The organism is Legionella impletisoli, assembly GCF_900639875.1.
GTDB lineage: Bacteria > Pseudomonadota > Gammaproteobacteria > Legionellales > Legionellaceae > Legionella_A > Legionella_A impletisoli.
In genome coordinates this window covers 81,984-94,540 of the sequence record NZ_CAAAIA010000003.1, presented here as the reverse complement: position 1 = coordinate 94,540, position 12,557 = coordinate 81,984, and the positions used below count along the sequence as shown (strand labels likewise).

Sequence of the window (12,557 nt, the reverse complement as noted above, 5' to 3'; positions counted from 1 at the left end):
GAGTTCAACTATTTTCTTCAACTGGGATATCAAGTATTTCGGGGTAAGCGCGAAACAGGAACGCACCCCGAGGAAAGATGATTAAGATCCGCTACGAGGAGCGTTTTGGTCTGTTTCATGTACTTGTTCTTGATCTTGATCTTGGTTGGCTTCACTTTTATTTGTTTGAGCAAATAAAGCAACTGCAACCACAGAATTTTTGAGCGAGTTAAATGGTTTTTTTACTTTTACGTCTTTGCCATCTTTTAAGCCAAACATCTCGGCAATTTTTTCAAATGCCTGTTCCTTCTCTTGTTGAATTGCGTCTTTTAATCCCTTAAAAAAGCGTCTGTAAGAAGGAGAAAAAATATATAGAATTTTATGCCCCAGCTTATTGCTCCGAGCATCGATTAAATCGCTTGCCTGTATGAGTACTTCTTCTTGTTTTTGCTCTTGAAGAAATGAAGCCATATGGATCATACTGGATTTCATATTTTGCAAAGAGTCAGAAATGTCTTGAATTTGGGTTTTCGCATTAGTTAATTTCGATCCTACTGGGACATCAGGTTCAATATCTAACAACCCATTAAGCGATTTTTGAGATATCTCATCCACTACTTCCTCAAATCTAGCATTTAGCGTGCTCATGTCTATTCCAGCATCCTTTAAAGCCGTCAATTTTACTTGCATCTCATCAAGCATTTGGAGAATGACTGCTTGCTTTTCTAATTCTGCCGTTAGCTCATCAATGTTTTCGATTGTTTGTCTAAACGTTGTATAAGCATTCGCTAGATTTTTATCATGGTAGTCAGTTAAAAACGAACCTTGGCTTGAAATTAATCGTTGAATATCAACCTCTTTTAATTCATCAGAATGTTCAAGCATTTCCAGTTCTTCCATAAGTTCTTTAGTGCGGTGGGTAACCGTTCTCGTTTGCTGAATAAAATCTGAAATTGCACCTGGCTTTTCCAATAGTTCTAAACTTCCAACTTGGCTGAGCAGCCCAGAAGTTGTTTTTAGCCAGGAATCTCTTACTTTGTTTTGAATAATAGGAATAGATAGAGCATTTGCTTTGATGCCACCAAACCAGGTTGGTATTCCCCAACCACCACTCCACACAGCCGCAGTAATTTTACTTAAACGGCTTCCATGCTCCCAATTGTAATATTCTCGCCATTCAGCACGTTCTTTATCTGACAAACTCAAATCGTCCATTAATTGACCAAATTTGGCTTCCGTATCATAAGCTTGCCAAAAAGACGCGAATGACCGATTGGAAGTAGCTAGAATTTGGTTTAAATCTTGCAAACGTTTAGCTTGTTCAATATCCAAAGTTTCGAGTCTTTCTAAATAAGTAATTAACTTGTTTTTTTCACGAGCCGTAGCTTGTCTTAAAGCAGTAAATAGCGACATTGAATTAGAGTTTAATTGAGCTTCCATCAATACATGACTAGCTTGTAATGATTGTTTTGCCTCAAAGGTATTATATTTGGCTTCAATTTGCGTTTTACAATCTCTTACCCAGGATTTTAAGTCTTCTGAAACGAAGCGATTACTATTCATTGTTTTTTCTAAAGAACAAACAATTGCATATAAGGAAAGCAGCGTTTCTTTTGTTTGAGTTGGGTTCTCCAACTCAACATCATATTGTTCTATCCATTGGTTTAAGGAGGATTTTATATTTTCCAAAAGATCTTGTTTTGGTCTCATAAAACGGGTAAATCCTTCTACCCAACCATTACTTAGTGTGTTTAAGAGTGTTTCTAAAAATGTTCTTTCAGGACTATGCAAAGGCAACGTGTTTTTTCTCATGGTGGCTAACGCTGCGAGAGCAAAAATTGAGCTCCAAGTCATTTTGTTGCTGCTAGCTTTGTCAAAGGAGGCTGAAAATCCATCACCAGCAATTTGTCGCCGAATATATTCTAAACTGTCTGGTTGTACTGCACTATCTGCAATAAACCGATTAAAAAAATCAGATAATCCAGATTCATATTTACCAAAATCAGGATCAGTTCTTTGCTTATCGCCTGAGATAGATAAGCTAGCTTTTGTAGTATTTAAAACTTCTGGGGTTAACATCTTAATTCATTTAATAAATTATCCAAATTTACGTAATTATAGTCCATAAAGACTTAAGATTTTATTAAGCGATTATTATTTGAACCTTATTTCTTTTATAAAAGTATCCTATTAAACAACTCAAACCATTTCACTATCGTATTTTTTTAGCTATAATTACCCCATTTTTCCGCTGAACTGCGTAAATCATGAGCCGTATTTTCAACATGTTTGGCCCATCGCCTATCCGGCCCATTGAACAACATATGCGCAAAGTCTATCTTTGTGCCAAACAACTGTACCCTTTTTTTGAGTCCGTATTAAACGATAATTGGGATGAAGCGCTCATTATTCGTGATAAGATTTCAAAAATTGAAAAAGAAGCGGATTTGATTAAGCGCGATCTTCGCTTACATTTACCAACGGGTCTTTTTCTACCTGTTTCACGTACCGATCTCTTAGAGCTTTTAAGTGCTCAAGACCGCATAGCTAATAAAGCAGAAGATATTGCCGGACTGATTATTAGTCGGAAAATGCAAATTCCTAAGACGTTATCTAACCTTTTCATGCCTTTTTTAAATCGCTCACTCGATGCCGCAAAGCAAGCTTGCAAAGCCATTAATGAATTGGACGAGCTACTCGAGACCGGTTTTCGGGGAAGTGAAGTAAAAATTGTTGAAGAAATGATCCTAACGCTAGATGAAATCGAGCACGACAGTGATGATAAATTAGCAGACATTCGTCATCGCATTTTTGAGCTGGAAAAGGATTTACCTGCTATTGAAGTTGTTTTCCTATACAAACTTGTCCAATGGATTGGTGATTTAGCCGACCATGCTCAAACCGTAGGTGGTCGCCTACAAATTCTCATAGCCCGGTAAGTTCCCTATGGATTTAACACTGATATACGTTATTCTCGCCATCTTCCTTTGTTTCTTTATGACCTGGGGCGTTGGTGCCAATGATTTAGCCAACGTCATGAGCACAACGATGGGGTCTAAAGCTGTCACGGTTAAGCAAGCCATGCTCATTGCCGTGATATTTGAATTTGCGGGTGCATTTCTAGGTGGAACGGGTGTTACTGAAACCATGCGTGATGGAATCATTAACACGAGTGAGCTAGTCACTCATCCTTACATTTTAATCCAGGGAATGCTAAGCGTTTTATTAGCATGCACGATATGGATGAATCTGGCTAGTTACTATGGCTTGCCCGTCTCTATCACCAACGCTTTAGTAGGATCAATGGTTGGTTTTGGTGGCATCGTGTTAGGAAAAAATGCCATACACTGGAACCAGGTTTCACATATTGCCATCGGTTGGGTTACCTCACCTTTAATCGCAGGTACTACAGCCTATGCCTTATTTATCAGCATTCAACAAGCCATTTTTGTCAAAAGTGATCCGTTAGCGAAAGCGAAACGTTTTATTCCCATTTATTTATTTTTAATCGGTGCTGTGTTGTCTTTTATTACTGTATTTAAAGGATTAAACCACTTCGACATACGCTTAAATCTGAAGCAAGATATTATAGTAACCTTATTGACGAGTATTGCCTTAACTGCAATTGGCTTGCTGTTTATTCGCCGTATCCCAGAGCGGGCCAACTTAAGACGACGGGAGCGTTTTTTACAAGTCGAAAAATATTTTGCTGTTTTAATGGCGCTTACCGCCTGCGCCATGGTTTTTGCTCATGGCGCTAACGATGTTTCTCTAGCTGTTGGTCCTTTAACCATTATTCACTCTCTCGTTTTGGACGCCAATCAACCTTTTGAAGCCACCGATTATCCTGCCTGGATCATCTTGTTAGGATGCGTTGGAGTAGTCACAGGCTTATTGATGTACGGTAGGAAAGTGATTGAAACCGTAGGAAGTTCCATTACAGCGCTTACACCAAGTCGCGCCTTTGCTGCAACACTTGCAGCAGCAACAACGGTTGTGGTCGCCACCTCGATTGGTATTCCCGTTTCTGCGACACAAACACTCGTTGGTGCCGTTTTAGGCGTAGGCCTCGCACGAGGTATTGGTGCGTTAAACCTATTAGTGATTCGCAATATTTTTACTTCTTGGATTTTAACATTACCAGCAGCTTCTCTTTTAACGATACTGTCTTATAAGTTAATCCACGCCGCGTTTGGTTAATGCTTAGGGCCTGTTGACATTTCATTTCACGGCTGTAAATGCAGTTAATTGGCTCTTAATCATTCACATGTTCACTTCACAAAAGTAAATAGTCAACTAATCCTAGAAATCCTTCCAGATTTCATCCTGCTTTTTACCCGCTTCAGGATTATCGCGAAGATTGGCAATGCGTTGATGCTTTTTGATTTCTTTTAACTGCGATTGAGTTTTCTCATGCTTTGCATCGTATTCATATAAAAATTTATCGATGGGGCTGACAAAGGATTTATCAATATCTTGTGCACTCATATTCTTTCCAACAAACCAATTAAACTTAGTAGCAATTTTATAAGGTTTTTATTAAAGTTGCCATTCATGATTTAATAATGAGGGCAAAATGTCATTAAAAAAAGCAGAATTGCATGTTCATCTAGAGGGTACCATCTCACCAAACCTTGCACGAACTCTAGCAAAACGAAATAAGCTTCCTCTCCCTGAAGACTTAATTTCAGAAGATGGAACCAGTTATTTATCTCGTGATTTCCTCCACTTTTTGCAAGTCTATGATGTGGTGGCAGATTTAATTAAAGTGCCACAAGATTATTATGACATCACTTACGATTATTTACGTTCTTGTGCTGAAGAAGGTGCTATTTATGTTGAGATGATGTATTCACCCGATCATGCTGAAAAAGCGAGTGGTATTCCTTCTATAGAACACCTACAAGCGATTCAAAAAGCGGTGGATGATTCAAAATCAGAATTTGATATCGTTGGGCGAATTATCATCACAGCGGTGCGGCATTTTGGAGCAGAGTCTGCTGTGCGCGTAGCAGAGAATGCGGCTCGCCATTCTGTTCCTTGTGCTACAGGCTTTGGGTTAGGTGGGGATGAAATTAATTTTCCACCTGGGCAATTTAGCAAAGCCTATCAAATTGCTGCTGAAGCAGGACTTCAATGCACGGTTCATGCTGGAGAGTTTGCACCCGCCAGTGGGATGGTTGAAGCCATGGAAACACTACCGATTAAACGTATTGGCCATGGTGTACAAGTCATCAACTCACCAGAAACTATGGCTATGGTTAAAGATCGCGGCATTGCTTTAGAACTATGCCCTTCAAGTAATATTAAATTAGGTTTATTTAATAATCTTAGTGAGCATCCTTTCCCTAAATTATTTGAGGCTGGATTAAAAATTAGCATTAACTCAGATGATCCACCTTTTTTCACCACAAACCTAGCTCGAGAATATCGCATTGTTCAAGAGGCGTATGGTTATAGTAACGAACAGATAAATCAGATCACATCGATGGCCATTGAATCCGCTTTCGTAGATGAGAACACTCGAGAAGAATTACGTGGTAAATTACAGTAAAACGCTAGGATGGAATTTGATCATAATTAAATAGTTGTCTCCTACATGACAAGCCGACTTGGTCATGTAGGACATTTGATACCATTGATTTAAGCTACTTCTTCCATATATTCGCGCAATTTTTTCATTGCATTTTTTTCAAGTTGCCTGACTCGCTCAGCTGAAACACCGTATTTGTCAGCCAATGCATGGAGTGTGACGGCTTTTTCATTAGACAACCAACGTTGTTGTAAAATATCTTGGCTACGCTCATCTAAGCGCTCTAAGGCTAAGTGAAGTTTTTCATGGCTTTGAGTACTGCTGTCTTCTTGTTCAAGAACATAAGCAGGATCGCTGCCCGCATCATGTAAAAAACGGGCAGGAATCGATTTGTAATGGCTGCTGTCCTCTTCATCCGAATCGGAAGCATCAAAGGAGGCATCCATAGCATTTAGGCGCTCTTCCATCACCAAAACGTCTTCACGGGATACGCCAAGGTCTTTCGCCACCGCGTCGACCTCCTCACTAGTCATCCAACCTAAGCGCTTTTTCATTTGGCGCATATTAAAAAATAACTTGCGCTGTGCCTTGGTGGTTGCCACTTTAACAATACGCCAATTTTGAATGACGAACTCATGAATCTCAGCGCGGATCCAATGCACGGCAAACGAAACCAAACGAACCCCCATAGAAGGATCAAAGCGCTTGACGGCTTTCATCAAGCCCACATTTCCTTCCTGAATCAGATCGCCAAGGGGTAAGCCATAGCCTAGATACCCACGTGCGACGCGAACAACATAGCGTAAATGCGCAAGTACTAAACGGCGTGCACTTTCTAAGTCACCTTCATCATGAAAACGCCGCGCGCAGTCGCTTTCTTCCTCTGCCGTTAGCAAAGGGATTTGATTAACACGATGGATATAAGCGTCAAGACTACCTAATGGAAAGTTTGCGGTTGAAAGTTGCAACTGAAGACTCATGTTCATTCCTCTAGATAAAGCCATACTTTCATTAAACTTACTTCTCGTCACTGCTCACTTGATTGCAGGCAATGACCATATGTTGAAACAACGATGCGGGTTTTTGGTTTTATTATAATACACATCAATAATAGGGCTCAATAGATGCGAGCTGGCGTTTAACCGACAGCCTTGCGCCCAGCCAGCCAAGTATAGTCGCTGCGAGCAGGAGTAGCAAGATTTGCTCAAAAGTTAATCCTGCTAAAGGATAATGCATTTGATAAACAGCCGCGAGATGATTGGCTTCTATGACAAGACTCAATAAAAAAATATTCACGAGCAAAATAGCCAAAACAGCCCCAGCTAAACCATACCAAAGTCCAGAATATAAAAACGGACGTACGATAAACGAATCCGTTGCTCCAATTAGCTTTAAAACTTGGATTTCTTCATGGCGACTTTGAATGGCAAGGCGCAAGGTATTACCAATAATTAAAATGACCGCCATGGCAAGTAAAACCATTAACCCATGCACTACATTTGATGCGAAATCAAGTATAGCATGGAGGCGGTTTACCCATTGCATATCAAGTTTTGCCTGATCGACGTTTGAAAGTTCCTTAAGTTGATGATATAGCGTTTCAATTTCAGACGGTTTATCAATATGAATGGCCGGTGTAACTTCAATCACAGCCGGCAACGGATTTTCAGACAAGTAACTCATGATATCGTTCATGCCTTCTTGTTGCTGCAATTGCTCCAATCCATCTTCCGGTGTTTTAAGTGTAGCTTGTCCGACCCCCTTGATAGCACGAACCTGGCTAAGGGTCGCTGCTTGTTTTGTTTTCGATAAGGAGGGAGTCAGATACAATGAAATATGACCAGTTTGTTTCCATTGGCTCGTGAGCTGTTCAAGATTCACGGTAAATACCCAAAGTAGCACTGGTAAAGCTAAGGTAATGGCAATAACTAAAATGGTCATGAAGGTCGCTAATGGTTTTTGCAACAGTGCATTCAAGCTGCTTACTGCCGCTTGTGCATGATGTGCTAGATATGTGCGCAATGGATTTAACATAAGCGGCCACCTCTTAACATCAAAATGCGATGCCTCATCCCTGCAATTAAAGCCAAGTCATGGGTTGCAATTAATACACTTACACCAACTTGATTAAAATCTTCAAAAATTTTCATCACTTCAGACGATAAGCTTGGATCTAAGTTTCCAGTGGGCTCATCGGCCAAAACCAGTTGGGGCTTATGCACCACGGCACGTGCAATGCCAACTCGCTGTTGCTCGCCTTGAGAGAGATGAATGGGCAACAATTTGGCCTTACTCAGTAAACCAACCATATCTAATGCAGCATGAACACGCTTTGTTAATTTTTGGGGATGAATGCCTTGTATTTTTAGGGGAAGTGCTACGTTATCAAACACACTGCGGTCATTTAAAAGATAAGGAGATTGAAAGGTAATTCCTAAGGTGCTACGAAAACCTGCGATGTCGCGCTTTTTGAGTTGATTAAGCCTTGTGCCATGAATGATAATTTGACCTGAAGTCGGCTTTTCAAGCATGGCAATGAGTTTGAGCAACGTACTCTTCCCCGCTCCTGAATGACCGGTAAGAAAAGCCATCTCACCTTTTTCTAGAGAAAAGTTTACTTCACTTAGGGCTTCAAACCCACCGGGGTATCGTTTACAGACCTGATTAAATTCGATCATCATTGAAAATTGCATCGACAAAATACGCCGCATCAAAAGGACGCAAATCATCAATTCCTTCGCCAATCCCTATATAACGAAATGGTATATCTAATTCATTAGCAATAGCAAATAAAATTCCCCCTTTTGCAGTACCATCTAATTTAGTCATGGTAATGCCAGTTATCCCTACTGCTTCATTAAATTGACGCGCCTGATTTAGCGCATTTTGTCCAATGGTCGCATCTAGAACCAACATCGTCTCATGGGGGGCTTGAGGGTCAAGCTTACTTAGGACCCGCTTAATTTTTTTAAGCTCATCCATCAGATTATGTTGAGTATGCAATCGACCCGCAGTATCAGCGATTAATACATCAACGTTTCTCGCTTTGGCCGCCTGCAAAGCATCAAAAACCACAGAGGCGCTATCCGCACCCGAGTGCTGTGCAATTACTGGAATTTTATTGCGTTCACCCCAAGTTTGTAATTGCTCAATCGCTGCGGCTCGAAACGTATCGCCTGCAGCCAACATCACTTTTTTTCCCTGCTGTTGAAATTGCTTTGCCAATTTACCAATAGTCGTGGTTTTGCCCGCACCATTCACGCCAACCATAAGAATAACAAAAGGCCCCTCACCCTCAGTCTTTGGCGTCAACGGTTCGGTTGAACGCATAAGAACCGCTTGTAAATGAACTTTTAGAGCGGCAAATACTGCATCCCCATCGGCTAGTTGCTTTCTAGCAAGCCCATCGCTTAGTTTTTCAATAATAGCCTGACTGGTTTCTATTCCCACATCTGCGGTTAACAACATGGTTTCCAAGTCGTCCAACAAATCCGCGTCAATTTCCTTTTTACCTAATAATAGGCGGCCTATCCCGTCCCCAAGATGGTGTCTAGTTTTTGTGAGCCCCGCTTTGAAGCGACCCAAAATTCCTTTCTTTTCCGGTGGCTGCGTTGGTGTAACTTCCTCTGCTATAATAGGAGGAGATGAAGCACGTTGATCCTCGGACTTTGCCGACGAAGCCGCTGGTGCTGTCGTATCTTTTTCGTCTTGATTTCGCTTAAACCATTTAATCATAGGTATACAAATTAGGTGAAATGTGGAATTCTATCACTTTTTTTAAGTTGAGGTGTATCATGCGAGTTGTGTTAATGGTTCTATTAACGCTACTAACCCCCCTAACCCACAGTAAAACACAAGATTTTACTCTGGACAATGGTTTAAAAGTGGTGGTAAAAGAAGACCATCGTGCACCTGTTGTCGTCTCAATGATTTGGTATGATGTTGGATCAGCTGACGAAAAGGGTGGCATTACTGGTATCTCTCATGCACTTGAACATTTAATGTTTAAAGGAACAAAGAAATATCCTCTTGGTGTTTTTTCTAAAACCATCTCTTCGCTGGGAGGGCAAGAAAATGCCTTTACGAATACGGACTATACCGCTTATTTTGAAAAAATAGCCGCACCGCATCTTGCAACGAGCTTTGAGTTGGAAGCCGACCGCATGCAAAATCTATTGCTTGATAAAGAAGAATTTGATAAAGAAATCAAAGTGATTCAAGAAGAGCGTCGTCTAAGAACCGATGATAATCCTCAAGCATTAACTTATGAGCGATTTTTAGCTGCAGCTCATCTCGCTTCTCCCTATCATCACCCAGTTATTGGCTGGATGAGTGATCTCGAGCAAATGACCATTGAAGACGCTCGTGATTGGTATGCTAAATATTATGCACCTAATAACGCAACCTTGATTGTGGTTGGTGATGTCAAGCCAAATCAAGTTTATGAATTGGCGAAGCAATATTTTGGCCACTTAACACCCAAAGTCTTACCCAAGCGTAAAGCTCAAATTGAGCCACCAACACTAGGCAAAAAAGAAATCATCGTAAACGCCCCCGCTCAAGTTCCTATGCTCATGCTTGGATACACCGTTCCAACCGTAAAATCTATCGGCGATGATTCCTATGAACCTTATGCACTTGAAGTTATCGCGGGTATTTTAGATGCAGGAGACAGCGGACGCTTTAGCCGGCAATTAGTCCGAGGCAAACACTTAGCTAGTGTTACCGATGTGATTTACAGCATCTATTCACGCTATGAAACTCAGTTTGTTTTATATGGCACCCCAAGCCAAGGTCATAGCTTAGATGACTTAAAAGCAGGCATGTTAGAGGAAATCAAACAACTTAAACAGAAAAAAGTGCCAGAGAAAGAATTGCAACGAATAAAAACACAAATCATCGCCCAAAAAGTGTTTGAACGCGATTCTATATTTGGTCAAGCCATGGAAATTGGCCTCCTTGAAACCATTGGTCTTGGCTGGAAAACCGCGGAGCTTTATATCGAGCGAATCAATCGTGTCACCCCCGAGCAAATTCAAGCGGTTTCACAAAAATATTTCCTGGAAAATAACCTGACCGAGGCAAAATTAATCCCTGAGAATTCGATGGCGCCTCAATCTCAGCAAACGAAAAAATTAAATTAACTTTCGCTAAGGTTACGCAAAGGCTTAACCAGTCAAACACAATAGGGATAATGATGAGACGATTAATTGCATTTTGCAGCTTATTCTTAACCGTTTCTAGCAGCATGGCTGCTAGCTCTTTAAAACCAAGCCATTGGAACACAAGCAATGGCGCAAAGGTGGTATTTTATCAAGCGATGGAAGTACCCATGCTCAATGTTAAAGTTGCTTTTGCAGCAGGTTCAGCCCACGATGGAGATAAATTTGGCTTAAGTGCGCTAACAACTGACTTATTAAACCAAGGCAATGATGGCAAAGATGCAAGCACGGTCGCTGAGCTACTGGCGGATACTGGGGCACAGTACCAGGCAGAGAGCACTCGCGATATGGTGGTACTTGATCTTAAAACACTGACTGAACCGTTAGCTTTAAATGGCGCTACCGATATTTTTGCCAAAATCATTTCCAAACCTGATTTCTTGCCAGGTGCATTTGAACGTGAAAAGAGTCAGCAGCTCATGGCCATTGATCAAGCATTGGAGTCTCCCAATGAAGTCGCTAATCAGGCTTTTTTTAGGGTGCTTTATCAAGATCATCCCTATGCTCATCCTATCCTTGGCACGAGTGAAACCGTTCAACAGTTAACCCTAGATGAGGTTCGTCATTTTTATAAAAGTTTTTTTGTGGGGAAAAACACAACGGTTATACTGGTTGGAGCCATTGAGCCAAATCAAGCCAAAGATATCGCTGAGAAAATTACTCAAGGTCTCAAAACAGGGATTCGTGCTCCTGACATTTTAAGAGCCTTACCATTAGCTGAAGACATGAACGTTGAAGTTCCCTTCCCGTCTTCACAAACGGTAATCCGACTAGGTGAGCTTGGTATAACTCATCAAAATAAATATTATTTTCCTTTAATCGTCGGAAATTATATTTTAGGCGGTGGAAGCTTGGTATCCCAGTTAGCTCTAGAAGTGAGAGAAAAGCGTGGTCTAACTTATGGTATTCATAGCGAATTTTTACCGTTAAGCGGTGTGGGCCCTTTTTTGATAAGCTTGGCGACCAAAACCAATCAAGCAGATACAGCCCTTGATATTACCCGAAAAGTCCTCACCAAATTCATGCAACAAGGCCCCACAGTCAAAGAATTAGCTGAAGCCAAACAATATTTAATTGGTAGTTTTCCACTGGCTATTGCGAGTAATAGCAGTATCGCTGATGTGCTTTTAAAAATCGCTTTTTATGATTTACCAAATGATTACTTAGAGACCTATCTCGATAAAATTAACGCTGTTACACAATCTGAAATTAAAACCGCGTTTAAAACCACACTTACACCCAGTAAATTATTACAAGTCACTGTGGGCAAGCCGTGAAGCAAGTCATTCGGATTATTGGCGGACGGCATCGTGGGAAAAAAATTCATTTCCCAGCCATTAATGGGTTACGCCCCACCCCCGATCGCGTAAGAGAAACACTATTTAATTGGCTTATGTCTATCATACGCGACTCTAAATGTCTTGATGCTTTTGCAGGGAGTGGTGCACTAGGGTTTGAAGCATACTCTCGTGGTGCTTCAAAAGTGGTCATGATTGAGGAATCCAGTAAAGCCTATCATCATCTTTTAAAGGAAGCTCAAGCATTTGCTGCTCCAGCAATATCTATCCTTAAAGGCGATGCTTATCGATATCTCAAAGAAACAAAGGAACAATTTGATGTTATTTTTCTTGACCCACCGTTTGCTCAAAATTATCTACCCCTGATTCAAGCCATTGAAGAGAACAATGTGCTTGTTTGTTCAGGCTATTTGTATATTGAATCCCCTAAAGAATTAGCACTGGATCCGATTTACTGGGAGAAACTCAAATTAAAGCGAAACGGCCAAGTTTTCTACGGACTTTATCAGCGACGCTAAACGAACG

The 12,557-nt window shown here is 40.9% G+C and carries 12 protein-coding genes; 6 read left to right on the top strand and 6 right to left on the bottom strand.

The window, feature by feature from the left end; all coding sequences use genetic code 11:
- Positions 1-81: 81 nt before the first annotated feature.
- The gene (locus E1O41_RS04555) at positions 82-2,058 is read right to left on the bottom strand and encodes a hypothetical protein (protein ID WP_131776137.1); all 1,977 of its coding nucleotides are present in this window, start codon (positions 2,056-2,058) and stop codon (positions 82-84) included.
- Between the two features lie 188 nt (positions 2,059-2,246).
- On the opposite strand from E1O41_RS04555, the gene E1O41_RS04550 reads away from it, so the two are divergent.
- The gene (locus E1O41_RS04550) at positions 2,247-2,918 is read left to right on the top strand and encodes a TIGR00153 family protein (RefSeq protein ID WP_131776136.1); all 672 of its coding nucleotides are present in this window, start codon (positions 2,247-2,249) and stop codon (positions 2,916-2,918) included.
- Positions 2,919-2,925: 7 nt separating this feature from the next.
- On the top strand, positions 2,926-4,179 hold the full coding sequence (locus tag E1O41_RS04545) for an inorganic phosphate transporter (protein WP_131776135.1): 1,254 nt from the start codon (positions 2,926-2,928) through the stop codon (positions 4,177-4,179).
- 102 nt (positions 4,180-4,281) lie between these two features.
- On the opposite strand, the gene E1O41_RS04540 is transcribed toward E1O41_RS04545, so the two are convergent.
- Positions 4,282-4,467, bottom strand: a complete 186-nt coding sequence (locus E1O41_RS04540; protein WP_131776134.1) for a CBU_0585 family protein — start codon at positions 4,465-4,467, stop codon at positions 4,282-4,284.
- 88 nt (positions 4,468-4,555) lie between these two features.
- Between E1O41_RS04540 and E1O41_RS04535 the strand changes: the two genes are divergently transcribed.
- Positions 4,556-5,533 carry an adenosine deaminase gene (locus tag E1O41_RS04535; protein ID WP_131776133.1) on the top strand — a complete coding sequence of 326 codons (978 nt, stop codon included), beginning with the start codon at positions 4,556-4,558 and terminating at the stop codon, positions 5,531-5,533.
- Positions 5,534-5,622: 89 nt separating this feature from the next.
- On the opposite strand, the gene rpoH is transcribed toward E1O41_RS04535, so the two are convergent.
- The 4 genes from rpoH to ftsY form a co-directional block, all read right to left on the bottom strand.
- The gene (gene rpoH / locus E1O41_RS04530; RefSeq protein ID WP_165481103.1) at positions 5,623-6,492 is read right to left on the bottom strand and encodes an RNA polymerase sigma factor RpoH; all 870 of its coding nucleotides are present in this window, start codon (positions 6,490-6,492) and stop codon (positions 5,623-5,625) included.
- 124 nt (positions 6,493-6,616) lie between these two features.
- On the bottom strand, positions 6,617-7,546 hold the full coding sequence (gene ftsX / locus E1O41_RS04525; RefSeq protein WP_131776132.1) for a permease-like cell division protein FtsX: 930 nt from the start codon (positions 7,544-7,546) through the stop codon (positions 6,617-6,619).
- Positions 7,540-8,190, bottom strand: coding sequence for a cell division ATP-binding protein FtsE (gene ftsE, locus E1O41_RS04520; protein WP_131776267.1), 651 nt, complete (start codon positions 8,188-8,190; stop codon positions 7,540-7,542). The genes ftsX and ftsE overlap by 7 nt, the downstream gene beginning before the upstream one ends.
- Positions 8,177-9,247 carry a signal recognition particle-docking protein FtsY gene (gene ftsY / locus E1O41_RS04515; protein ID WP_131776131.1) on the bottom strand — a complete coding sequence of 357 codons (1,071 nt, stop codon included), beginning with the start codon at positions 9,245-9,247 and terminating at the stop codon, positions 8,177-8,179. Before ftsY ends, ftsE begins: the two co-directional genes overlap by 14 nt.
- Before the next feature lie 59 nt (positions 9,248-9,306).
- Between ftsY and E1O41_RS04510 the strand changes: the two genes are divergently transcribed.
- The 3 genes from E1O41_RS04510 to rsmD are packed head-to-tail and all read left to right on the top strand — an operon-like array spanning position 9,307 to position 12,550.
- Positions 9,307-10,656 (top strand): M16 family metallopeptidase, encoded by a 1,350-nt coding sequence (locus E1O41_RS04510; protein ID WP_131776130.1) that lies wholly within the window; start codon positions 9,307-9,309, stop codon positions 10,654-10,656.
- A gap of 41 nt (positions 10,657-10,697) precedes the next feature.
- On the top strand, positions 10,698-12,011 hold the full coding sequence (locus E1O41_RS04505) for a M16 family metallopeptidase (RefSeq protein WP_373288391.1): 1,314 nt from the start codon (positions 10,698-10,700) through the stop codon (positions 12,009-12,011).
- Positions 12,008-12,550, top strand: a complete 543-nt coding sequence (rsmD, locus tag E1O41_RS04500) for a 16S rRNA (guanine(966)-N(2))-methyltransferase RsmD (RefSeq protein ID WP_131776128.1) — start codon at positions 12,008-12,010, stop codon at positions 12,548-12,550. Before E1O41_RS04505 ends, rsmD begins: the two co-directional genes overlap by 4 nt.
- Positions 12,551-12,557 lie beyond the last annotated feature (7 nt).

What these genes read in the sequence shown, in the direction of transcription:
- E1O41_RS04550 (WP_131776136.1), top strand. Translation starts at nt 2,247, where the DNA reads ATGAGCCGTATTTTCAACATGTTTGGCCCATCGCCTATCCGGCCCATT.
- E1O41_RS04540 (WP_131776134.1), bottom strand. Translation starts at nt 4,467, where the DNA reads ATGAGTGCACAAGATATTGATAAATCCTTTGTCAGCCCCATCGATAAA.
- ftsX (WP_131776132.1), bottom strand. Translation starts at nt 7,546, where the DNA reads ATGTTAAATCCATTGCGCACATATCTAGCACATCATGCACAAGCGGCA.
- E1O41_RS04545 (WP_131776135.1), top strand. Translation starts at nt 2,926, where the DNA reads ATGGATTTAACACTGATATACGTTATTCTCGCCATCTTCCTTTGTTTC.
- rpoH (WP_165481103.1), bottom strand. Translation starts at nt 6,492, where the DNA reads ATGAGTCTTCAGTTGCAACTTTCAACCGCAAACTTTCCATTAGGTAGT.
- E1O41_RS04535 (WP_131776133.1), top strand. Translation starts at nt 4,556, where the DNA reads ATGTCATTAAAAAAAGCAGAATTGCATGTTCATCTAGAGGGTACCATC.
- ftsE (WP_131776267.1), bottom strand. Translation starts at nt 8,190, where the DNA reads ATGATCGAATTTAATCAGGTCTGTAAACGATACCCCGGTGGGTTTGAA.
- E1O41_RS04510 (WP_131776130.1), top strand. Translation starts at nt 9,307, where the DNA reads ATGCGAGTTGTGTTAATGGTTCTATTAACGCTACTAACCCCCCTAACC.
- E1O41_RS04555 (WP_131776137.1), bottom strand. Translation starts at nt 2,058, where the DNA reads ATGTTAACCCCAGAAGTTTTAAATACTACAAAAGCTAGCTTATCTATC.
- ftsY (WP_131776131.1), bottom strand. Translation starts at nt 9,247, where the DNA reads ATGATTAAATGGTTTAAGCGAAATCAAGACGAAAAAGATACGACAGCA.